This is a genomic window from Thalassoglobus sp. (genome assembly GCF_048270125.1).
Lineage (GTDB): Bacteria > Planctomycetota > Planctomycetia > Planctomycetales > Planctomycetaceae > Thalassoglobus.
Genome location: NZ_JBLWTN010000001.1, coordinates 579,408 through 603,036 on the forward strand (window position 1 = coordinate 579,408; position 23,629 = coordinate 603,036).

Genomic DNA, 23,629 nt, shown 5'->3' on the forward strand with positions numbered 1-23,629 from the left:
GGGAGATCGTTTCCGGAGATGTTCTACTGATTGTTGAGTCGGCCTGGTGCGCGGTACCCGGTCCCTTTAATCTTCAGCCGCGAATCTCCCAATTCTTTGCGAGCGGCATTTGCGTACTCTTTAAGCTTCGCAACCACTTCGGGGTGCTGCTCTTTGACATCATTTTTCTCGCCGATGTCGTCACTTAAGTTGTACAGAGCTAAACCGGTTTTTCCTTGCGAGTAACCGTTGGGAAGCCCATCGTTGCCGGGCTCTCCTGTCAGAGAACGATAATTGTGAGGAAAATGCAGCTTCCAGTCTCCAGAACGAATGCACTGCAATTCATTACCCCAATAGTAACAGTAATATTCGTGGGGAGTTTTGGCACCGACCTCGCCGGACATCAGCGGCCAAATATTTTTCCCGTCGATTGCGTGTGATGGCAATTCACTATCAATCAGCTTGGCGATCGTCGGAAACAGGTCGATCGTTGCGGCGAGTTCATTGCAGGTTGTCCCTGCAGGAATTTTTCCGGGCCACCTCATAATGCAAGGTACGCGAACTCCTCCTTCCCAGGCAGTCCCTTTCCCTTCACGGAGAGGCTTCGCTGAACCAGCATGATTTCCGTAGCTCAACCAGGGTCCATTATCAGAAGTGAAAATGACGAGCGTGTTCTCATCGATACCGTGGTGTTTTAAACGTCCGAGGATTTCCCCGACACTCCAATCGATCTCCATGATCACATCGCCATACAGCCCTTGTTCGCTTTTATCTTGAAATTTTTCCGAGACGAACAACGGAACATGCGGCATGGAATGAGCAACATATAAGAAGAACGGATCTTCGTGGTTTTCATCGATAAATTTTAGCGCTCGTTCAGTGTATGAAGTGGTGAGATGAACTTGATCCTCCGGCGTCACTTTCGGATTGACAATTTTATTGCCTTCGAACATCGGCAAATCAGGAAACGCCTTACTCGTTGGGTGATACGGCCACATGTCATTTGAATACGGCAAGCCGTAGTAATCATCGAAGCCGTTTTGCAGAGGAAGAAATGGTTCATGGTGACCGAGGTGCCATTTCCCGTACATCGCAGTTGCATAATCTTTTTGCTTGCACAACTCTGAAATCAAAACTTCATCCTGATTGATTCCATGCGTTGAACGATGGCTCGGGGCTCCAAGCATGCCAATACGGTTTGAATAACAGCCAGTCAGCAATGAGGCACGCGATGCGCCACAAACCGCTTGAGAGACATAAAAGCTCGTAAATTTTCTTCCTTCAGCTGCCATTTTGTCGAGATTCGGCGTTTCAAAATCTTCTGCTCCGAAACAACCAACATCTGCATAGCCTTGGTCATCGGTGAAGATAATCACAACATTCGGTGGCTGTTTTGCACTCGCAGATTGCAATGCAGAAACGAGAGTGAAGTTGGCTACGATCAACAGTGCGAAAAATGCAGTTCTGTTTTGGGGGAGAAAAGAATTGAGCACACCGAACTCCGAATGAAACCTGAAGGAAATACAACGTGACGTCACAAAGTCAGCCTGAAAGCAATATTCCTCAAGCGAAGAGAAATGATGAAAGGAACAAACACGAGACAGCAATCAAAATCCGCTTGCCCCCCCTGAAGGAGTCGCAGTCCCTGTTGATTGATTCATTTGACTGGAAGCTTGACGACTAACAGAAAACGTTTGCAGAGCGAGATCAATACGTTGACGGAATTGCGACGTAAAGGATTTCGGGCCGATGATCAAAACAGCTGCCTGAATATCACCAGCGAAGTGTTCGTACAAAACAGCTTGAACAGGTGGGCCACTTTCTGCATCTGCCGAAAGAAATCGAATGACCGAATAACGTTTGGGATTGATGAACTTCGAGTTTGGGCTGCCTGATGGCGGGACAGTCAGTCCATATCGAATGTTGTCTCCCACCTGGTTTGCCTCACCGTCAGGAATGATGACATCGAAGGCGGTTGCCAGTTCAGCTTCGAGGTCATCCATGAATTCCATCGGTTCTTGTGTCAGTGCTCCATCGGTCAGTTTAAACCGACTATGATTGGTCAACACATAGATTCGAGAGTCGATCTGCTCTCCCGATTCTCCCGGAAGAAAAGCCTGCCAAGCCTCAACGATTCCCGGTAACTCGATTCCAAGTAACTCTTGCGGCTGACGTGAATCCGGTCCAGGAACCGTGTTGCCATCCTCGTCTTGCAAAGTTTCAGGCTTCGCCATCGGGACTTTAAACGGAATTGGGAGTCTTAGCTTCAGCCCCAGATCAGAGCGTTCCCAGATCGGGGAGGCAAGATTCCGTTCAATTGTCTCCATGTACTCATAAAACTCGGTCGATGCCTGAAGACGTTCTTCGTATTTCGCCTGACCACATCCAAGCCAGACCATCGCAGACAACACGATCAGGGCAAATTGTAGAAACGTGCTTTTCTTCACAAGCTTCCTGTTGGAATATGGAGTAGGGGCCGATTCTTGCATCGCTCTGTTCATGTTCATCGTTTCAACAAGGAAAGTCTGCTGACATTGTTCACGGAATTGGTAAAGATACGTTCTCACGCACTTAGATTTCCACTACACCGCTGTAAATAGATTTTACATGAACGCTCAATCCAACGCTGCTGATCTTCAAATTGATGATGTGACCGTCATGATCTTCGGGGCCTCTGGTGATTTAACCGGACGGAAATTGATCCCCGCACTCTTCAAACTCTTCAAAAATGGCTTCCTCAGTGATAAATGCCTCATTGTTGGAGTTGCTCGGCGCGAGAAGACTGATGAGTCATTCCGTGAGGAAATGAAAGCGGAACTCAGCGAAGTGATTTCAGAAGAAACAATTGAAGAGCACTGGAATCAATTCGCTTCGATGCTCCATTACTCACAGACCGATCTGATGAATGTGGAGGATTACTCCACATTGAAGAATCAGGTCGAGACGCTGGAAGAACAACGGGGCCTTCCTGGGCATCGGGTGGTCTACCTGGCGACTTCTTCGAACCTGTTTTTGCCATCGATTCAGAATCTCTCAGATGCCGGGATGGTTCCGCGTGAAGCCAAAAAACTCCGCTGTGTGGTTGAAAAACCGTTCGGTCACGACCTGGAATCTTCCAAGGAATTGAGTACCAATCTCAGCCAGATTCTTAATGAAGATCAGATTTACCGAATCGATCATTACCTTGGCAAAGAGACTGTTCAAAACATATTGCTCTTTCGATTTGGAAATGCAATCTTCGAACCGCTCTTCAACCGCAATCACATTGATCACGTACAAATTACGGTTGCAGAATCTCAAGGGATCGAAGGGGGGCGTGGAGGATACTATGACGAATCTGGAGCACTGCGTGATGTTTTGCAAAACCATGCACTCCAACTTCTCTGTCTCGTCGCAATGGAGCCTCCTTCACTTTTCGAAGCAGAGCATATTCGAGATGAGAAACTGAAAGTTCTGCAAACCCTAAAACCAGGCCGACAGGGCAGCGTGGACGAATGGGCTGTTGCTGGACAATACGCAGCGAGTTCCATCCGAGGCGAAAAGGTCAAAGGGTATCTGGATGAGGATCGGATCGATGCCGACTCTCGAACTGAAACGTTTGTCGGCATCGAAGCACACATTGATAACTGGCGCTGGGCTGGAGTTCCGTTTTATCTGCGAACGGGAAAACGAATGCCTGCGCGTGTGACGGAAATTGCAATTCAATTCAAGCTTCCTCCGCTGCATCTGTTCACGACAGTGGAATGTGAAGGAAGTCTGTGCGAGTCAGCGAACGCACAACACAATTCACTCATCTTTCGAATTCAGCCTCATGAAGCGATCTCAATTTCTTTCTCCACAAAACGTCCGGGAATGCAGTATCAGGTGCAGCCGGTTGATATGGACTTCGAGTTTGGAGAATCATTCGGAATTGAGCTCCCCGAAGCTTATGAGCGTTTACTTCTCGATGTCATGAGGGAAGATTCCACTTTGTTCACTCGCAGCGATGAGCTCGAAGCCGCGTGGAAATTCGTCGACCCGATCTTGCAACTTTGGTCCGGCAAGAATCATCGCCCCGAACTCTACCCAGCTGGAACCTGGGGACCGAAGGGAGCGAATCAACTTCTCTCGAGAAACGGACATTACTGGAGAGCCCCGACAGGGAAGTAAATCGATACTCACTCATCGTTTTAGATCAGATTACCCGACTGTTTTCCCGTGAACAACGGTCATCAACAATAAAAATCCCTCTCCATGAGGCAGATCCCGGATTCGATTTCGTAAGCTGCTCTAGAGCCGTTTGCTCTACCGTGTCCCCGTGAGGAACGCATTTCTCTAGGAAAAATGCTATTTGCCACGAGGCAGAACCTGCAAACCAATTCGAAAGCCTCTCTAACGCACATGACCAATGCCTACAGACTCGCTTAAAACCGCACGGCAACGCATTCAAGCTGCCTATTCTCCTGAGGTCTTTCAGTCTTTGGGAGAGTCTTTGATAGCGCGATTGGGAACTCACCTTGGTGAACTGCAGCAGCGCGAACAGTCCGTACTGAACTGGAATCTCCCCGAAGAGAATTTATCGGTTGCGCGTGAGTGCTTGAATCGCTCCAATATCTCGGACGATCTGCTGAGTCGGTTTCAAAGCTTGATTGAGACGGCAATTGCGCGCGGTCACAACCTTCATCACCCACGCTACATTGGACATCAAGTTCCCGCTTCAGTTCCCTTGGCAGGTCTTTTTGATGCACTCGGCTCCATCACGAATCAGGTGATGGCAATCTACGAAATGGGACCGTGGGCGACTTCCGTTGAGCGGGCACTTATTGAACGTTGGGGAGAAGTGATCGGGCTCACTCCTGGAACGTTCACAGGATTGGTGACGCATGGAGGATCGCTGGCGAATCTGACAGCGTTATTGACTGCCAGAAATATTTCTCTGAAAAATTCGTGGACACAAGGAGTTCAGAACGCAAACTTGCCAGTTCTGGTTGCAAACGCAGACTCACACTACTGCGTGACACGTTCCGCTGGAATCTTAGGACTGGGAACGGAACAGGTCATTAAAATTCGACTCGATGACCGACGCCGTATGGATGCAACGGCGCTCGATGAAACCTTGACTCAACTGCGGAAAAGAAACACTCCAATCGTAGCTGTCTCTGCGAGTGCCTGTGCAACACTCATCGGTGCCTTTGATCCTCTGCAGGAGATTGCAGATGTCTGCGAAAGGCACGACGTCTGGATGCATGTTGATGCCGCACATGGTGGTGCTGTCTCCATGAGCAGAAAGCATGCTCATCTGATTGATGGAATCACCCGGGCGGACAGTTTTATTTGTGATGCACACAAAACTCTGTTTGTTCCTGCTCTCTGTGCGTTTGTGTTCTACCGGGACAAGCAACACCGCTTCGAAACATTTCATCAAGACGCGCCATACTTGTTCGATCCTTCCGCTCCTGGCATGGCCAATGTCGACGGTGGAATGATGACGATTGAATGCACAAAACGGGCAGCGACCTATGGGCTTTGGGGAGTCTGGTCCATGCTGGGGCAACAAATTTTCGAAGACATGATCGACGAAACATTTGCAACAACTCGGTTGCTCTACGAGAAGTTGAGCGCTGAAAATGATTTTGAACCACTGCATGAACCGGAATGCAACATTCAGGTCTTCCGATATCTCCCCGATGAAAAACATGGTCTCGATCTCAAATCGATTGGCGAATTGAATCGCCAGATTCGCCGAACCTTAATGGAGTCCGGAGAGTTTTATCTTGTCCAGACAAACCTGGAAGGGATCGGCGCCCTGCGAACGACGATCATGAATCCACTTACGAATGAAGAGGATTTAGACCAGTTGTTCTCATCGATTCGTAGAACTGCTAAAGAAATCCTGAGTCAGTAAGGTTGAATTCCCCCCGGCCCGCACGAATTACTTTCACGACTCCGTAGATTTCTCATTATGCGGCATGAAACTCGAACAACTTGCTCTACCATTTGCCCGAGAACAGCGGGTTTCGTCGCTGAAAGAGCGTCTATGCACGAGGTAGATCGCGGATCCGTTTTCGAATGTTGCTTTAATCCAGTTTGACCGAAACTTTTAGGATTTTTCCCGAAAACTCAAATGGTCTCCGGTCGTAGTATTTCAATGAGACCGTTGAACCGAGATCAGCTCCGACATCGAAGGTTTCGCTGGCAGTAAACGCCAACGGGACAGTCTTTTTCAACTCCGTCGTACGGATGCTTTTCCCATCAACGCTAATCTTGACGGTTCCTGGTTCTCCCACTTTTGGAATTGTCGTTTCAACGACCAGTTGATGCTTTCCCGCTTTCAGAGGAGTTGCGCTTTTGATCGAGTAATTCTCGATGATCATCATGTTGTACTCGTAATTGATGATCCCTTCGTCCATTTAGAGTGTGACGCCTCCGCCAGATCCTCCGAGTGCATACAAGACACCGCTGGCTTTTTCCTGAACTTCCAGGTCGATCACAATTGTGTTGCTCAACTTTCCAATCCCGGGGGCTGTGAACTCTGGCATACGACGAGTGTTTTGGTTGAATGTCCAACTCGTATAAGCAGTTTTGTGAAGGTCTTCCGGATGGAGTCTCAACCAAATTCCTGCTCCAATCGGGAAGTCATTATTGTCTTGTGCAACTTCCAGAAACCGCTGCTTGATCGCATTGAGTTTTTCGGGGTGCTCTTTCGAGACATCTTTCGCCTGAGAGAAATCGTTGCTCAGATCGTAGAGTTGCCACACATCTTCAGCAGAATCCCATTTCGCCAACCCTTCTTGAGCATTCACCCAGGGGATAAACGGTCCGAAGGTGCTGGCAAACCAGCCATCGACATAAAGCCCCCGGCTTCCGTTGTTGTCGAAAAACTGCGTTTCCTTTCGCGCGGCTGCCTTTGCATCGTCAAAGGTGTATGCCAGACTGACCCCATCGATTGGCATTTGTTTGTGCCCATGGACAGTTTGCGGGGGTTGGATATCGAGAAGTTCGTAGATTGTTGGAGCGATATCGACCACGTGATGGAATTGAGAGCGCATCGTCTTGTCCGGCTTAATCCGTTTAGGCCAGGAAACAACCATCGGGTTTCGTGTTCCTCCGAAGTGAGCTGCAACGAGCTTTGTACTTCGAAACGGTGTCGAGCCAGCCCACGCCCAGCCCGCGTGATACATATTGTCCGTTTTCGGTGAACCGAGAGCGTCAAGACCGCCCAGCTTTTCAAGAGCGGCAATTTGTTGTTCAATTGTGTTCGGGATTTGATTTTGCGCCAAAAGTTCACTGATTGAACCGTTTTGGCCCTCTGCGCTCGATCCGTTATCACCAAAGATGAAGAAAACGAGCGTGTTTTCTTTCAATTCACGTTGCTCCAAACCAGTAAGTAGCTCGCCGACTTGATGATCCGTATGTTCCACGAACCCGGCGAAGACTTCCATTAATCTCCGCTGAAATGCAAGTTGGCCTTCGGCCAGGCTGTCCCAGGCAGGCATCGTCTCATCGCGAGGTGTGAGCTTCGTCCCATTCGGAATAATGCCCATTTCAAGTTGACGTTTGAAAACCCGTTTTCGATATTCGTCCCAGCCATCATCGAACTTCCCCTTGTACTTATCAGCCCATTCTTTGGCGACATGATGAGGACCGTGAACAGCTCCGGGGGCCCAGTACATAAAAAATGGTTTGTCAGGAGAGAACGCTTGGTGATCATCAACCCATTTCAAAGCCTTACGAGTCATATCTTCTGTGAGATGATATGTCGGATCATCGTGAGGTGGCTCGACGAAATTATAGTTCTCTACGAGGCGAGGTTCCCATTGTGAAGTTTCCCCAGCGAGGAAACCGTAGAAATACTCAAAACCATATCCATTCGGCCAGCGGTTTTTGGGCCCCATGGAGGTCGTTTCTGTTGCCGGTGTATTGTGCCATTTCCCAAATGCAGAGGTGTGGTAGCCATATTCTTTGAGCACTTCCGCGATCGTTGCAGCTTCCTTTGGAATCACTCCGGTGTAGCCATCAAAAGCAACTGCACGTTCGGCAATCGTCCCAGAACCGACGCGTGTGTGATTCCTTCCCGTCAGCAGGGCCGCCCGAGTCGGTGAGCAAATGGAAGTTGTGTGGAACGCATTGAACGGGATTCCTTCACTGGCGAGCTTTGTTAATGCTGGCGTGTGAACTTCGCCACCGAAGGTGTCTGCTATTCCAAAACCGACATCATCGATCAGAATAACGACAATGTTTGGAGCGTCTTTGGGAAGCCGTTGCGGCTCCTCGGGCCACTTCATTTTCGAGTCTTGAAGTCGCGGCTTTGTGACGCTCTCTGACTTCAACGAAGGGAAAGGGAGCACAGAACCATCGATTTTTGGTTCTGCATTGGCGACAATACCATCGAGGCTGAAAATGACAACGAGTAGTAAAAGAATGAACTTCACTGTGATCTCCAGATGGCGATTTTGTCTCGAAGTATTATTTTTGTATTGACCACAAACAGTACTGACTTCAGGTGGTGTTTGCCATGATTCGTGTTTCCATGTTGCGTTACGTCTTCTGCTGTAGACGGCGTTTCACTTCCTCGATGACCTTCGGGAAGATCTTCGCGAACTCCTGATAGATCGCCTCGGCCTCATCCCATTTTTCTTCATGTGTGAGCGTCTCAAGTTGAGCCGCCAGTTCACTGCTTGGGGCTCCAAGAGTTTTCAAGCTTCCTTTCAGGGTATGTGCGTATCGATTCGCAAATGATTGTTCTTTTTCGGCAATCGCAGACTCCAGTTTCTGAAAGATTCCCGGCGACTCAATTAGAAAGGCATCGGCGACATCGAATGCCAGTTCTTCGTCCTGGTACGTATTCTTAAGCAGGACGTCCCAATCCAGAACGTTTTGCTCTGCGGAACTTTTAATTTGCAAAGATGCAGGCTTTTCAGAAGTGGATGCCTCATCCACCGGGAGGGGATTAAAGAATTTTGCAATCACAGTCGCGAGTTCAAAGGGGCGAACCGGCTTCGAGACGTACTCGTCCATCCCCGATTCGAGGCAACGCTCACGATCCCCTTTCATGGCATGAGCGGTCATCGCAACAATCGGGAACTCCGGTAATTTATTTTGTGCTTGAAGTGTGCGAATTTCTTTTGTTGCTCCGAGCCCGTCGAGTTCTGGCATTTGGACGTCCATCAGAACGATGTCGAACGTGTCACTTTGAATGGCATCAACAGCTTCACGACCATTGTTTGCGACCGTGACTGAATGGTTCCATTTTGAAAGAAGTCCGACTGCAAGTTTTTGATTTGCCAGACTGTCCTCCGCGAGTAGAATTTTCAAAGGCCGCGTCCTCGGAATCGCCTCCGCCGTGTTTGCATCCGCATCTATGATTGAGGAGACGTCGATGTCGACAGCTGCCATGATGGCATCAAACAGGTCCGACTGCTTGATCGGCTTCGTTAAGTATGATTTGATCGACAACTCTTCACATCGCCGGATGTCCTCGGTTCGGTCGAGCGAGGTCAGCATCATCACAATCGTGCTGCCGAGATGTTCATCGTCTTTAATTTTTTCCGCCAAAGTAAACCCATCAACGTCAGGCATACTCGCATCGGTAATCACCAGATCAAACGGTGTTCCGTTTTTGAACGCTTCCGTCAACTGCTGTATCGCCTGCGAGACGTTTTCAACCGCAACGGGGTCCATGCGCCAGTTCGTACACATTTCGTTCAAGATCTGGCGATTTGTTTTATTGTCGTCAACAATCAAAACATGGAGCCCATCCAGCGAGGCCGATTCGCGAAGGGACTTTGGAACTTCATCTCTGGTCGCGTGCTCAAAGAGTGCAGAAAAGTGGAATGTCGAACCTTTTCCGAGTTTGCTTTCGATCCAAACTTTCCCCCCCATCAAGTTCACCAGCCGAGAAGAAATGGTCAGCCCTAAACCAGTTCCTCCGAACTCCCTCGTTGTCGACATGTCAGCTTGTTCAAAGGCATTGAAAACACGTTCTTGAGTTTCTGGCGTCATCCCGACACCAGTGTCTGAAACTCGGAAATGTAGACGAATCTGGTTTTCGGAATCCTCTTCAACAGAAACGTCAAGAATGACTTCCCCCTTGTGAGTAAATTTAATGGCATTGCCCAGCAGGTTGACGATCACCTGTCGTAATCGCAGGGCATCACCACGGACGTATGGAGGGACTTCAGGAGAGATGTGATAGGCGAGTTCGAGTTTTTTTGAATGAGCACGCAAAGCTAAAGGCTTAACGGAATCTCCCAGCCATTCGCGTAAGTCAATCGGGTATGATTCCAGCTCAAATCGTCCTGACTCAATCTTTGAGAAATCGAGAATGTCGTTAATGATCCCAAGTAAGGACTCGGCTGAGTTCAGGACGGTTTCCAGATAGTCTCGCTGCTGAGCAGTCAGTTCGGTGTCTAAGACTAATTCTGACATTCCAATGATTGCATTCATTGGCGTACGAATTTCATGACTCATATTTGCCAGGAATTCACTCTTTGCACGATTCGCCACTTCCGCAGCCTCTTTGGCTGATTGCAATTCTTGCTCAGCCTTCTTTCTCTTTGTGATGTCCCGTGCAATTCCGACGAGTCCGACCACTTCATTTCGATGATTCGTCAAAGCAACCTTGGTCGTCAGCAACCATCTTCGCGACCCATCTGCCAGGAGATTTTCTTCTTCGCGGTTAATCAATGGCTTGCGAGTTTTCATCACTTGCAAATCGTCATTGCGATAAGCTTGAGCAAGTTCATGCGGTGAAAACTCAAAGTCATTTTTCCCAACGAGTTCTTGTTCGCTCTTTTTTCCGTACATGCTGGTCAACGCCCGGTTGACAGTCACGAAGTTCCCTTCTTTATCTTTGATGAAGACAAAATCGGGGAGGTGATCGATCAGAGTTCTCAACCGATCTCGCTCGTGTTCCAGTTGCGTGGCAATCTCGTGATGATGTGTGATGTCACGAGAAATCCCCATCGTTCCGATGATCGTCCCGTCAGGTTTTCTGAGTGGCATCTTCGTCGCCGAAACCCATGTCACTCTCCCGTCAGGCCAAACCAATCGTTCTTCGACATCGATGAGACCATTTCCGGACTCGAGGATTTTCTTCTCAGCCTGTTGGGCTTTGAGTGCGTGCTCTCTGGGGAAATAGTCGAAGTCCGATTTCCCAATCGCTTCGTCGGGAGAACTGAGCCCGGAACGAGATGCTTTTGCCTGATTGATGCGAATGTAGATTCCCTTCTCATCCTTGAAGTAGATGTTGTCCGGGATGACCGACATCAATTCATCAACAAGCATCTTTTCGTTTTCGAAAGCTGCCTGAGTTTTCTTGCGACATTCGACTTCACGCTGCAAATCGTCAAATGCGACCTGCAATTCGTTAGTCCGTTCTTGAATGCGATGGTCAAGTTTGACATTTGCAGTCCGCAATTGTTCTTCGCAAACCTTTCTCTGGTAGCCAAGTATTGCAGTTGTCCAAATTACGAAAATCGTCAGCACAGTATTCGCAATCTGTCCGAGTTCTTTCGTTCCCCAGTCGTGAGGTCGAATGGCATACCCAAGCAGACAGAGCAGGGTGACGATGGCCGCCACCTGAAGAATGATGCGTTTCTGGGGAGAAGAAAATGCCAAGACAAGAACGGCAACATAGAGCAACCCGAAGGAGATCCCAGCCTCTTCGAATGTCCCCCACCGATGGATCAGTGACTCAAGAACTGCAATCCCGACTGAGAGCAGAATTGTACTCACTAGAACAGTTGGAAAAGTGTTTTGCGACTGTTGTTCCGTCATCTTGACTGACTCACCCAAATTGTTCGCTATTGATGTGGGATGATTGTAACAATGTTCTCGGTCTGTTGTCCGCGTGCAACATAAAAAAAAGAGAGTTTCGGCATTATCACCTCGCATTTCGTCCTGCGGATTCTTTAGCATCACCTGAGTTCGATTTCTTAATTTGACCTCTCGAGCATTGTGTCACAGAGCTGAAAATTCTGCCTCGTTGAGATGATCAATTCAGCAAAGAACAGCAGACTTCACGGAGACGGAACACAGGAATCTGTTTCGTCGATTTGCCTGAGAACGAAAAGAAATTGACGTGGGCAAGCTTCGTAAGATCAAACTCACTCGCAAACAGGACTGACGCGGTGGTGACATTACAGACAGACGCGCTAAATCTGATCGGGCTGATGGTCGCAGGAAGTTTCGTCTCGGGACTTCTTCTGTGGTCAAGATTTCGCTACCTGCAAGACCAGTCCAACCAACTTCTTAAAGAATTGGCCGAAGTTCAGCAGACGTCAAAGAAGTCAAAAAAAGAGTGTGAGAAGTTTGCGTTCGAGGTGGACTGGCTGAAACTAGCTCAGCTCCAGCACCGCTCAGAGATTCATTTCCTGAACCTCTGGAAGCGTTCGTGCGAGAAGCCAGAATCCTGTTTGGCTTGGCTGGTGTTAAACGGCAACACTCTGGAAACGACTGATCCTTCGAAACAGTCTCCGGCTGTTGTCGCCTGTTTCCCCGAGCGTATGAATTATTTCTGCATCGAAAGAAGTTCACAGCAGGAACGGTTTCGTGACCTACCTGAACAGGTCGAAAAACTCCACCTCTTTCGCTGCGCCCACGATTCGCCGGAGACACTCATCCTGATTGTTTCCGAGTTACCCAGCTTCGCGACAGAACGGATTGACCTTGAACGCTTGTCGGAGCTCACCGGTTTCGTCAAGAACACAGCTCGCACCATCACCACTGCTGATGCTTCCCTGAATGAAAATCTGGAAGATCTCATCGCTCGCGAGATGCTTGAAATTCGGTCTCTGCTCGATGTCGAATTTCAATCACCAACGGAAATGATGGAAGGGTTTCTGAATAAACTTGCCTCTTTGTCCGGCTATGAATTTGCAAGTCTGTACTTGAGTGAAACTGATACGCTGAAAGTCACGGAACTCTCTCATTTCGCTAGCGGCGGAATCTTACAAGGTTCAACATCTCCCGAACTTTGGAATGAATCTGAACAGAAGTATCTTCAATCGACGGACCTTGTATTTGATCACCCCTTAATCATCACGCCGGAATCGATCTTGGAATTCGATAAAGAAATTCCATTCCGATGCGGGTTACTTATCCCTGTCCGTCACGAGCAGGAAGCGATCGGCCTTCTTTTCCTGACGCACTCTGACTCGACGATTCCTTCAGATGAAGATGCTCGACTTATCGAATGGGCGTCGACGTTCTTGATTCAAACCCTGAACAAAGAACTCACCCGCACCGAAATCATGGACCAGGCACGGCGAGACCCTCTGACTCACCTCGCTAATCGACGGACATTCGATCTTGAATTGGACCGTCTTATGAAACACGCAAACCAAGCGAATGAACCACTCAGCCTGCTCCTGATCGATATTGATCACTTCAAAGCCGTCAACGATGAATTCGGGCATCCAGCCGGGGATGTCGTCCTGCAACAAGTTGCAAACACCCTGACACAAACAGCCAGTGAGCTTCGAGTAACTGATCATGCCATCGCAGCCAGGTACGGTGGGGAGGAGTTTGCGCTGATTTTGCCGAACATTGGTGAACAGGGAGCAGTTCGTATTGCCAATCAAATTCGTGAAGCCATCGCAGACCACTCGATTCAAGCAGCCGGGACCACCCTCGCGGTCACAGCTTCCTTCGGCGTCGCAGCTTATCGGGGAATCGAACTGCAAACTTCCGAGTTGATTCAGCTCGCTGACGTCGCACTCTATCAGGCAAAAAATTCTGGTCGCAATCGAGTTTGTTCAGCCCGAGAACTTTTAAATCAGAGGCCTGAAATCGGCCTCGAGCCTTTCTCAAAGTCATAGAGATTCAAACCTCTCCGCTTCACCCTATTGGGCCGAACATGAGGCGTTCTCTGAAATTCGCATCTTTTATTTGGCATTCGCGCCAACTTGCTCTCCCGACCGTCACGAGTCGCTGAAGCCGCATAAAAATACCAGACAGAATAGCCGTCACCCCGTCCGTATACGGTTGGTTACATTGTGCGGACAGTGGGCAACAACAATTCACTTCTGAGTGTAAACACGTCAACGATGCTCAACACTCTTTGTTGATCATGTCGAATCTTCAATGGAGCACCACATTTTGAGTGGCAAAAACTTTTCGGTCAATTCCGAACCGCCTGCAGAGTTCGAGATTGCCATCCGCCATTCATTTCGGGCTATTAAGGATTGTTGATGTCACATTTGCGGAGTCATTCAATGCGTAGCGGAATTGCATTTACCAAGGATTGCCAACTCTACAACGACTTGCAAAAAGAGGTTTGCGAGACAGACATCTCTTTGAAGTTTTTTGATCAGGCCGAAGAGGCCCTCGTTGCTCTTCAATCGGGTGGTGTCAGCACAATCTTCATTGACGTCCGGGAGAATGAAGTCGACGCAGAAACTGTTTCTCTCGTCAAAGCAATCGCGAATCGAGCAGTATCCAAACTCAATGTGATTACCGTCGGCAGTACGGCGTTTCCGGTTGTCTGCGCATCTGAACTCTTCTTGATCTCGGCCTGCCATCTTAAGTATGGAGGCGACCGCTCGCTGCAACCCTGCGGGAAGTACCTGAACGGAATTGCTGACGAGAATTCCTTGCGGGAACTTCTCAAAAGCCAGAAGGTTCAGCCGATCCCCAAGCTGCACACACTCGAAGGTGGAGAGACTGCGCTCAAAACTCGCGAGCCATCTTTCTATGAAGTACTACAGGACTTGAAGCGGATCGCTCACCGCAATGTTACGATTCTGATTATCGGTGAGACGGGAACCGGAAAAACGACTCTGGCCCGAATCATTCACGAACGCTCAACACGCCGTGGTCAGCCATTTCAACACCTGGCATGCGGAGCTCTCCCCGGAGACCTCATTGAAAGCGAACTCTTCGGCCACGTTAAAGGTTCTTTCACCGGTGCGGACAGAAATAAGATTGGTCGATTTCAGGCAGCAGGAAAAGGAACGTTGCTACTTGACGAAATTGACGTTCTCGACGTCAAGCAACAGGCGAAGCTTCTCAAAGTGATTGAGACTGGTGAATATGAAATGGTGGGCTCAACAGAGCAAATGATCTCCGAAGCCAGACTCATTACCGCTTCGAACATCAACCTGGAAGACCTGACAGAATCCTCCGGTTTCCGGTCGGATCTTTACTACCGCCTCAGTGTGCTTGAGTTCAGATTGTTCCCGCTGCGTGACCGCGTCGTCGACGTTGTCCCCCTTGCGATGCAGTTTGTCTCAGAATGCTGTCAGGAGCATGACATTGAAATCAATCTCGTCGAGCGAGACTTTTTCGATGCTCTCTGCCGCTACAAATGGCCAGGAAATATTCGCGAGTTGAAAAACCATGTCCGGCGGGCAGTTTTGTTTGCTGAAGATGGTCGCCTTCAAGCCAACGATCTCTCATCAAAAATTACTCAGTTTCAGTTCAGCAACATGGAGCCTTTCACAGACTTGGACGAGAAAAAGTCTCTCGCTACACAGGTCGCGAAAAACGAACGGGAATTACTCATTCAAGCTTTACAAGTGAATGGAAATAACCGAACACAAACCGCGAAATCTCTGGGGATCAGCAGAGTCGGACTTTATAAGAAATTGCGACGTCATGGTTTGATCGAAAAAGACTCAAGCGATCTTCGCAAGGCTTCGTAAAAGCAAAAAGACCGAACATGCGTGAGCCTCAAACTGCTCGTTCACCTGAGTTATTTGCACCTCTCCGCAAGTCGCAGTAGAACCTGATCCGGAAACCAGAACCGCCTCTCAAGAAACAAAGGCGACTCTCTTTGCAGCGGTTTCCGGATCGGGAGCCATCATCTGTTCGGTTTACAAACATTCTGAAGAACTGCCAAATTGCCACTGGACGCATCGTCGTTGATGAATTATTTGGTATTCTGCTACGCAATCGACTTCAGATAAGCCCGTTGCTTTTCAGCCTGTAACTTTTCTCTGTAAGACCGAACCGGATGCTCCGATCATGCAAACTTGGGAAGTGATTATCCTGGGAATTGTGCAGGGAATTGCAGAATTCCTCCCTATCAGTTCCTCGGGCCACTTGGTCATTCTGGAATCCCTTCTCGGCGGAGACTTAGAGAACCTTGAGCTGAACGTCACTCTGCATTTCGGAACTCTCTTGTCTATTTTGGTTGTCTATCGCAAAGACCTGCTGCCGGTCATATCCAACTTTAAGTTAATGACCTCAATCGTGATCGCCACACTGCCAGTGGTCGTAACAGGTCTACTGCTGAAGTCACAATTTGAAGCGGCGTCTTCTCATGCAATTTACGCTGGCTTCGGTTTATTGATCACTTCAGTGCTTCTCTTTGTGACTCCCCGTATCGATTCGGGTGAGAGGCAACTTCCTGATATCCGCTATCGAGACGCACTTGTGATCGGCCTCTTCCAGGCGATCGCCCCCATGCCCGGAATTTCTCGATCCGGTAGCACCATCGTGGGGGCACTTTTGATGGGAGTCAAACGAGAGGCAGCTGCCAACTTCAGCTTTTACATTGCGGTCCCAGCCCTTCTGGGGGCCACCATTTTGACTCTTAAAGACCTGCTCGAAGAAGGATCAGCAGGAACACCACTCACAACAATCGCCATCGGGACCTTCTTTGCATTCGTTGTCGGAATCGCTTCGTTGAAGCTACTCCTTAAACTGGTCGCCGCCGGAAGATTGGCTCTGTTCGGATTCTACTGCCTCGCTCTCGGAAGCATCGTTATCGCCAGCTCGATGCTCGGCTGGATCTAGAATTTTTCGGAATTCGAATCTGCAATCTGTCTCATGAAGACCAATCATGAAAGACAGACAAAGCATGGATAAGTCGGATCAGTTCATCTCCGTTCAACATCACATCTAACTCGGCAATCCAGACGCCGATATTTCCTGTACCGCGTCGACGAGCAATGCTCAGCAGAGAGTACGAATGCTCGATCGCATTCTGTCAATCGACAACTTTGACGACAATAAAAATTCTCTCTCGATCATCAACAATATGATTCTCGAATCGGTGAGAATGATTATGTCTACCGATTCACCCTCTTTTCATATTCGAAATCTCTGTTCAGTCCCATTCTCAATTTTCCAATTGAGTGAATTCTCACAAGCAGAATCGCTGTACGCTTGAATCACGCTGTCAGCTTGTTAGCTTTTTAGAAATTTGCGCAAATATGGTTTTTGAGAGACGGTTCGAGACAAAAGCTGTACGACTGTGCACATTTCTCGTGAATTGGGGATCATCTATTCGAATTTTTCCCTATTCAGGAAATGATGTCGATGCGCGTTCCTCGTCCCGGAACTTTTGGGATGCCCTCAGCTGGAAGTGACATAACGTGCCACGCCGTGACGATATCAAGAAGATTTTGATTATTGGATCAGGACCGATTGTGATCGGCCAAGCCTGCGAGTTCGACTATTCTGGAACGCAAGCTTGCAAAGCCCTCCGCGACGAGGGCTATGAGGTGATCCTGGTCAATTCCAATCCTGCAACCATTATGACCGATCCCGAAACCGCGGATCGGACGTACATTGAGCCAATCACCTGGCAATATGTGGCGAAAATCCTCGAGAAGGAACGCCCGGATGCACTTTTGCCCACACTCGGTGGTCAAACAGGTTTGAATACTGCGATGGATCTGCATCGTCGTGGTATTCTGGATCAACTCGGTGTCGAAATGATCGGAGCTCGAGCTGATGTCATTGCAAAAGCAGAAGGGCGTGAGTCCTTTAAAGAAGCAATGGTCAAAATCGGCCTGGACGTTCCATCGTCGTTTGTTGTCCACAATATGGACGAAGCTCAGGCTGCTCTCAAAGAGATTGGTTTACCTATTATCATTCGCCCCAGTTACACTCTGGGTGGAAGCGGTGGCGGAATTGCTTACAACAAAGAAGAATTTGCAGAGAAAGTTCGCAACGGTTTGAAACTCTCTCCAACGACCGAGGTTCTCCTCGAAGAATCGGTGTTGGGCTGGAAAGAGTACGAGATGGAAGTGATGCGCGATCATGCTGACAATTGCGTTATCATTTGTGCTATCGAAAACTTCGACCCAATGGGAGTTCACACAGGGGACTCCATCACTGTCGCACCTTCACAAACTCTCACCGATAAAGAATACCAACGGATGCGGGATGCCACTTTGGCCTGCATGCGTGAAATTGGTGTCGAAACGGGTGGCTCGAATGTGCAATTCTCGGTCAATCCAAAAAATGGCCGCATGTGCGTGATCGAAATGAATCCGCGCGTCAGTCGCTCAAGTGCGTTGGCTTCAAAAGCGACAGGTTTCCCGATCGCAAAAATCGCTGCCAAACTCGCAGTCGGTTATCGTCTCGACGAAATCCCTAACGATATCACTCGTGAAACGATGGCTTGCTTCGAACCGACGATTGATTATGTAGTCACTAAATTTCCTCGTTGGACTTTCGAAAAATTCCCCGACGCAGACGCGACGCTCACCATCCAGATGAAGTCCGTCGGTGAAACAATGGCGATTGGAAGGACATTTAAAGAGTCCTTCCAAAAAGCGCTGCGTGGTCTGGAAATCGGACATTTCGGCTTCGGAGGCGGGAAGAAAGATCTTTGGGGCACGGAAAAGCAACCGCCTGTCGAAGAGATTCGCAGCATGCTTGCGACTCCCAACGCAGAGCGGGTTTTCTACCTCCGCTATGCCATGAAAGCTGGGTTCTCACTCGATGAAATTTTCCAACTCACAGCCATCGACCCCTGGTTCCTGAATCAGCTGAAAGGGATTGTGGACTTCGAAGAAAAAATTCGCGAAGTCAACTCGCTCAGCGATGTCTCCGCAGACCTGATGCGGAAAGCTAAACAACTCGGATTCTCTGATCGTCAACTTGCTGACTGGTGGCACACATCAGAAATGGATGTCCGCCTGCACCGCAAAGAGCAAGGAATCGTCGCCACTTTCAAGCAGGTCGACACCTGTGCGGCCGAGTTCGAAGCTCACACCCCCTACTATTACAGCACTTACGAAACTGAAGACGAAGCCCCAGGGCCGAACAGCGAGAAGAAACGTATTATCATTCTCGGTGGAGGACCAAATCGAATCGGGCAGGGGATTGAGTTTGACTATTGCTGCTGTCACGCAGCCTTCGCAATGGCCGACTTGGGCATCGAAAGTGTGATGATCAACTCGAATCCGGAAACGGTTTCGACCGACTACGACACATCTGATTTACTCTTCTTTGAGCCGCTAACGACGGAAGATGTGCTGAATGTTTGTGACCGCCTGCAACCTGACGGCGTCATCGTTCAGTTCGGCGGACAGACACCGCTCAACCTCGCACGTGGGTTGGAAGCTGCTGGAGTACCGATCATCGGAACCAGCCCAGATATGATCGACGCTGCGGAAGACCGCGAACGGTTCCAGGCGATCCTCAATAAATTGAAGATTCGCCAACCGCCCAATGGCCTCGCCACAGATGTCGAAGGTGCACGTGCAGTCGCAAATCGAATTGGCTTTCCAGTCCTCGTTCGACCCAGCTACGTTCTTGGTGGGCGAGCCATGGAAATTTGCTATGAAGAAGGTGAGCTCGTCCGTTACATGACGGAAGCTGTTGACGCAAGCCCGGACCATCCAGTCCTGATCGACAAATTCCTGCAAGATGCAATCGAAGTCGACGTCGATGCCATCTCCGATGGAGTGACCACTTTAGTCGGTGGTGTCATGGAGCATATCGAAGAAGCAGGCGTCCACAGCGGAGACTCTGCCTGTGCACTCCCTCCATACTCGCTTCCGCAAAGTGTGATTGACGAGATTAAACAATCCACTTATGCACTCGCCGAAGAGCTGCAAGTTCGTGGACTGATGAATATTCAGTTCGCAGTCAAAAAGTCTGATTCCGAATCGGATCACGAAGTTTACATTCTCGAAGTGAACCCGCGAGCCTCGCGAACATCACCATTTGTCTCGAAAGCAACAGGGCTTTCTCTGGCGAAAATGGCAGCCAAAGTGATGGCAGGCGTCTCTCTGAAAGAGCAGGGGATCACAGAAGAAGTCTGGCCGAAGCACACTTCGGTCAAGGAAAGCGTGTTCCCGTTTTCTCGATTCCCCGGGGTCGATATTATCCTTGGCCCAGAAATGCGGTCGACAGGCGAAGTCATGGGAATCGACAACACATTCCCAGCCGCTTTTGCGAAAAGCCAACAGGCTGCCGGTGTCGAGCTTCCTCGCGAAGGAACCGTCTTCATCAGTATGTCTGGTGGACACAAAGAGGCGATGATCGAACCGGTTCGGCGGTTGGAAAAACTTGGGTTTCACATCATTTCCACTGCTGGAACAGCACAAGTTTTCAACGCTGCCGGAATTAAAGTTGAAACAGTCAAGAAGGTCCAGGAAGGACGTCCGAACCTGCTCGACATGATGGTCAACGGGGATGTGCAATTCATCTTCAACACACCAAGCGGGAAGGGAAGTCGCACGGAGGAAGGACGAATTCGTGCAGCTGCTGTTACCTACGGAGTTCCTTGTGCAACAACGCTTCCTGGTTGTGAAGCGATGGTGAAAGCGATCGAATACTTGTTCGATCACCCAACCCCACAAGTCCGGTCGATTCACGAATGGCACGAAGAGCAAGCAGCGTCAAGCTAGAGAAGTTTGCTCTACCGTGATCTCGTGAAGAACGCTTTTTATCAATAACATTGCAGTTCGCCACGAGGCAGAACCTGTACACCGATTCGAAAGATGCTCTGGAGTGAACTTCAGAACATCTTGTCCGTTTCCCGCGGAGTGGGCTCTTAAATACGATTAAAGAGCCCATCGCGGGAAGGCGGTCGCGCAGACTTCTGTCATGCATTTTTAGAAATCTTTTCGCGCCCCGGCTCGTGAAGATGAACGTATTTCAGAGAGAACCGTTTCTTCATGTGCACACAATTCGCGAAAGTGCTCTGACCGTTTTGTTGGCACGAATAGAAAGTAAACTTCGATGCCCCAATTCCACCAGTTCCGTTTGGTACTTTTGATCACATTGGCATTCTCTGGAGTTTCAATCGCACAAGACGAGTCCGTTCCCACACCGCCCGCGCGAGACGCAAGTCCCACACCGCAAGCAGACCAGGACATCGAAGGGGTCTGGGAGCGGACAATCAAAACTGAAGAGGGAAAGTTTCGCATCGTCAAAGAACATAACCAGCACAGAACGCGGCTGCGAGTATTTGACAGTTCCGGAAAACTCGTCCAGGAAAAGACATCTCGCTACGACACAGAAACATCTGGGTCAGTCCGTATTTTCACTTTCTTTGACAGCAGAATTGTGGCAGGAAAAAACCTGGGTGCCATGGATTCCGGAGAAAAGTCGTACATCTACCGCGTGGATGGCGATAAGTTTTTTGAGGTCCATGGGATGCTCCTCACTGACAGAGTTCCTGTTTCGGTCTTAGTCTGGAAACGAATGAGTGATCCGCAATCTCCATAATTCCCAGAGTAAAATTTGTGGAAGATTCGCATTTCTCAGTGCATGAGAAAGCAAACTCAGGTTTAACAATCAGTTCGAACTGATCCGCTTGAGCATCAACAAGCGGAACTCGATGGCCTGATCACCTGGAATCTTTGTCGCTCTGAGCGAAAGAGTCTTGCGGCCTTTCTTCATTTTGATTTGCCCCATGTTGTGCGGCTGAAACTTTTTCACATAAGACTCAGCGCGTCGAACGCGGTCCTCCTCGGCTCCAATGATGGGAGGATCGTGCGGATCTTGAATCGTTGTTTCAAGCTGGGCATGACCATCACTGAGTCGGATCGTGCAACCGACATCGTCCTTCTTGCAAGTATAATAAAGCTCGACATCAAAGGTCCCATCCTCAGGGAGTTCCACCTCCCAGGTGATTTTGTCGCCCATGCTGATCCAGTTCGTAAAATAGGATGCGTTTGGATACCTGTTGGACCGTTTGATGTTTCCATGTGCAAGACCGTCGCGGGCTGGGAGTTGTGTGTTTGAGCTATCGGGGTGCCCAATGATGAATGGGCGAGTGTCATCGTCGTAGCCAGCTAAAACTTCTGACTTCCATCGCGTGACAGCCTCGCGCAGGACTCTGGTCTGTTCAGGATGTTCACTTGAGACGTCCCGCGTTTGGCTGGGATCACTGAGCATATCGTAGAGTTTTCCTTGATGATCGAGTCGGTACTGCTGAGTTCTCGCAGAGACGCGTCCGCGCCATTGTGAAAATATCGTCCGGTCCGGCCATGAATAATTTTCTTGAGTGAGTGGTGCTTTCAGACTCATCCCATCGAGCGGTTTTTGGCTGGCAACTTGAATACCTGAGAGGTCTGCAAGTGTTGGTAGCAAGTCAATCACCCCGGCGATTTCCGTCACTGTTTTCCCGGCTGGAATGTGATTCGGCCAGCGAACCAGCAACGGAGAGCGGACTCCTCCTTCGTCAGTCGACCCTTTACGCCCTTTCATTTCTCCATTCCAACGGCGTCCATTCGGTCCGTTATCGCAGAAGTAGACAACGATCGTATTCTCAGCGAGTTCCAGAGAATCAAGCTTCTTTAAGATTCGCCCGACGTTCCAATCGATATTTTCACACATTGCCAGCGCCGCCCGCGTGTGTCCAAGATCTTCTTTTTCAGGGTCAACATCCCTCAACAAAAGCTCTTTATCCTTGAAACGATTCCAGTAATCCCCGGGAACCTGCATCGGAGAATGAGGAGTATTGTAGGGGAGGTAAACAAAGAACGGTTCCTTCTGATGTTCTTCCATGAACCGCAAGGCGTGGTTCGTAAAGTCGTCGATGCAAAATCCATTTCCCTGCACCAGTTCGCCGTTGTGTTCCATCATCCAGTCGAAGTATTGCCCCCAGTGCCCCGAGCAAAACCCAAAGTAATCATCAAATCCGCGACTGTTGGGATGATAGGGAGCCTGCATCCCGTTGTGCCATTTCCCGTATGCTGCCGTTTTGTACCCGGAAGCTTGAAACGTTTGACCGATCGTTATCTCATCCAGGTTGATTCTCTCTCCACCAGCAGAGGTGCTGTAAACGCCACAACGCGGGTGATAGCGACCGGTGAGCAACTCAGCCCGGGTCGGCGAGCAAACTGGACATACAAAAAACCGTTCAAACTGCGCCCCATCTCGAGCGAGAGAATCAATATTCGGAGTCTGTAGATTCGTGTTTCCATTCAGGCTCAAATCCCCCCAGCCCTGATCATCCGTCAGGATCAAAACGATGTTTGGACGGGGTATTGCCTCAGCGTGAAGAATTATAACAAAAAAAAGTTGTGCAAAGATGACTGCAAACATGGAACCGGAAAGTGTCAGGAACCGGTGTCGCAACGGATGCGGGAAAGTTGCGCGGCAACTGAGCTCTCCTGATCCAGCAGGCTGTGTCTTGGCAAGGAACTTGAACATGCTGAATCCCCTTCGTTGGACGAAGAATGCCTGGATCAGTGAACCAAAACATTCCTATTGATATCGCGGTACGGTTTCCTAGAGCAGTTTGCTCTTCCGTGTGCCCGTGAAGAACGCATTTCTCTATAAAAATACTGTTCGCCACGAGGCAGAACCTGCAAACCAATTCGAAAGATGCTCTAAGTGTTATGAAAGAATGCAGTCTGGCTTGCAAGGACAAAAAAGCCAAGGGCTCAATCCAGTATGGAACCGCTTGGCACAAAGAAACGACAGGCTCTCTTCAATGAAGATGGCAAGCGGAGTCGTAGGAATAAGAACAAGG

The 23,629-nt window shown here is 49.2% G+C and carries 11 protein-coding genes and 1 pseudogene; 7 read left to right on the forward strand and 5 right to left on the reverse strand.

Features of this window, described 5'->3' with window-relative positions:
- Positions 1 to 23 precede the first annotated feature (23 nt).
- The gene (locus tag ACN0YR_RS02110; RefSeq protein WP_417847554.1) at positions 24 to 1,472 is read right to left on the reverse strand and encodes a sulfatase; all 1,449 of its coding nucleotides are present in this window, start codon (positions 1,470 to 1,472) and stop codon (positions 24 to 26) included.
- Between the two features lie 114 nt (positions 1,473 to 1,586).
- Positions 1,587 to 2,486: a hypothetical protein gene (locus ACN0YR_RS02115; protein ID WP_417847555.1), complete on the reverse strand. Its 900-nt coding sequence runs from the start codon at positions 2,484 to 2,486 to the stop codon at positions 1,587 to 1,589.
- 100 nt (positions 2,487 to 2,586) lie between these two features.
- On the opposite strand from ACN0YR_RS02115, the gene zwf reads away from it, so the two are divergent.
- Positions 2,587 to 4,128, forward strand: a complete 1,542-nt coding sequence (zwf, locus tag ACN0YR_RS02120; RefSeq protein WP_417847556.1) for a glucose-6-phosphate dehydrogenase — start codon at positions 2,587 to 2,589, stop codon at positions 4,126 to 4,128.
- A 238-nt stretch (positions 4,129 to 4,366) separates the two neighbouring features.
- Complete coding sequence (locus tag ACN0YR_RS02125) at positions 4,367 to 5,863, forward strand: pyridoxal phosphate-dependent decarboxylase family protein (RefSeq protein WP_417847557.1); 1,497 nt, start codon at positions 4,367 to 4,369, stop codon at positions 5,861 to 5,863.
- 172 nt (positions 5,864 to 6,035) lie between these two features.
- Here the strand turns inward: ACN0YR_RS02125 and ACN0YR_RS02130 are convergent.
- Positions 6,036 to 8,243 (reverse strand): annotated as a pseudogene (locus ACN0YR_RS02130) (arylsulfatase).
- Positions 8,244 to 8,496: 253 nt separating this feature from the next.
- The gene (locus ACN0YR_RS02135) at positions 8,497 to 11,736 is read right to left on the reverse strand and encodes a response regulator (RefSeq protein WP_417847558.1); all 3,240 of its coding nucleotides are present in this window, start codon (positions 11,734 to 11,736) and stop codon (positions 8,497 to 8,499) included.
- Positions 11,737 to 12,089: 353 nt separating this feature from the next.
- Here ACN0YR_RS02135 and ACN0YR_RS02140 point away from each other — a divergent pair, with 353 nt between their 5' ends.
- The 5 genes from ACN0YR_RS02140 to ACN0YR_RS02160 all read left to right on the forward strand — a co-directional run bounded on the left by ACN0YR_RS02140 (position 12,090) and on the right by ACN0YR_RS02160 (position 21,375).
- Positions 12,090 to 13,778, forward strand: a complete 1,689-nt coding sequence (locus ACN0YR_RS02140) for a GGDEF domain-containing protein (RefSeq protein ID WP_417847559.1) — start codon at positions 12,090 to 12,092, stop codon at positions 13,776 to 13,778.
- Positions 13,779 to 14,174: 396 nt separating this feature from the next.
- Positions 14,175 to 15,602, forward strand: coding sequence for a sigma 54-interacting transcriptional regulator (locus ACN0YR_RS02145; RefSeq protein WP_417847560.1), 1,428 nt, complete (start codon positions 14,175 to 14,177; stop codon positions 15,600 to 15,602).
- A 322-nt stretch (positions 15,603 to 15,924) separates the two neighbouring features.
- Positions 15,925 to 16,698 carry an undecaprenyl-diphosphate phosphatase gene (locus ACN0YR_RS02150; RefSeq protein WP_417847561.1) on the forward strand — a complete coding sequence of 258 codons (774 nt, stop codon included), beginning with the start codon at positions 15,925 to 15,927 and terminating at the stop codon, positions 16,696 to 16,698.
- Positions 16,699 to 17,279: 581 nt separating this feature from the next.
- Entirely contained in the window at positions 17,280 to 20,552 is a 3,273-nt protein-coding gene (carB, locus tag ACN0YR_RS02155; protein ID WP_417847562.1) for a carbamoyl-phosphate synthase large subunit, read from the forward strand.
- 334 nt (positions 20,553 to 20,886) lie between these two features.
- The gene (locus ACN0YR_RS02160) at positions 20,887 to 21,375 is read left to right on the forward strand and encodes a hypothetical protein (protein ID WP_417847563.1); all 489 of its coding nucleotides are present in this window, start codon (positions 20,887 to 20,889) and stop codon (positions 21,373 to 21,375) included.
- 69 nt (positions 21,376 to 21,444) lie between these two features.
- On the opposite strand, the gene ACN0YR_RS02165 is transcribed toward ACN0YR_RS02160, so the two are convergent.
- Positions 21,445 to 23,199 carry an arylsulfatase gene (locus ACN0YR_RS02165; protein ID WP_417847596.1) on the reverse strand — a complete coding sequence of 585 codons (1,755 nt, stop codon included), beginning with the start codon at positions 23,197 to 23,199 and terminating at the stop codon, positions 21,445 to 21,447.
- Positions 23,200 to 23,629 lie beyond the last annotated feature (430 nt).

Excerpts from the sequence above, each read along its gene's own strand:
- ACN0YR_RS02115 (WP_417847555.1), bottom strand. The coding sequence starts at position 2,486 with ATGAACATGAACAGAGCGATGCAAGAATCGGCCCCTACTCCATATTCC.
- zwf (WP_417847556.1), top strand. The coding sequence starts at position 2,587 with ATGAACGCTCAATCCAACGCTGCTGATCTTCAAATTGATGATGTGACC.
- ACN0YR_RS02125 (WP_417847557.1), top strand. The coding sequence starts at position 4,367 with ATGCCTACAGACTCGCTTAAAACCGCACGGCAACGCATTCAAGCTGCC.
- ACN0YR_RS02135 (WP_417847558.1), bottom strand. The coding sequence starts at position 11,736 with ATGACGGAACAACAGTCGCAAAACACTTTTCCAACTGTTCTAGTGAGT.
- ACN0YR_RS02145 (WP_417847560.1), top strand. The coding sequence starts at position 14,175 with ATGCGTAGCGGAATTGCATTTACCAAGGATTGCCAACTCTACAACGAC.
- ACN0YR_RS02150 (WP_417847561.1), top strand. The coding sequence starts at position 15,925 with ATGCAAACTTGGGAAGTGATTATCCTGGGAATTGTGCAGGGAATTGCA.
- ACN0YR_RS02160 (WP_417847563.1), top strand. The coding sequence starts at position 20,887 with ATGCCCCAATTCCACCAGTTCCGTTTGGTACTTTTGATCACATTGGCA.
- ACN0YR_RS02165 (WP_417847596.1), bottom strand. The coding sequence starts at position 23,199 with ATGTTTGCAGTCATCTTTGCACAACTTTTTTTTGTTATAATTCTTCAC.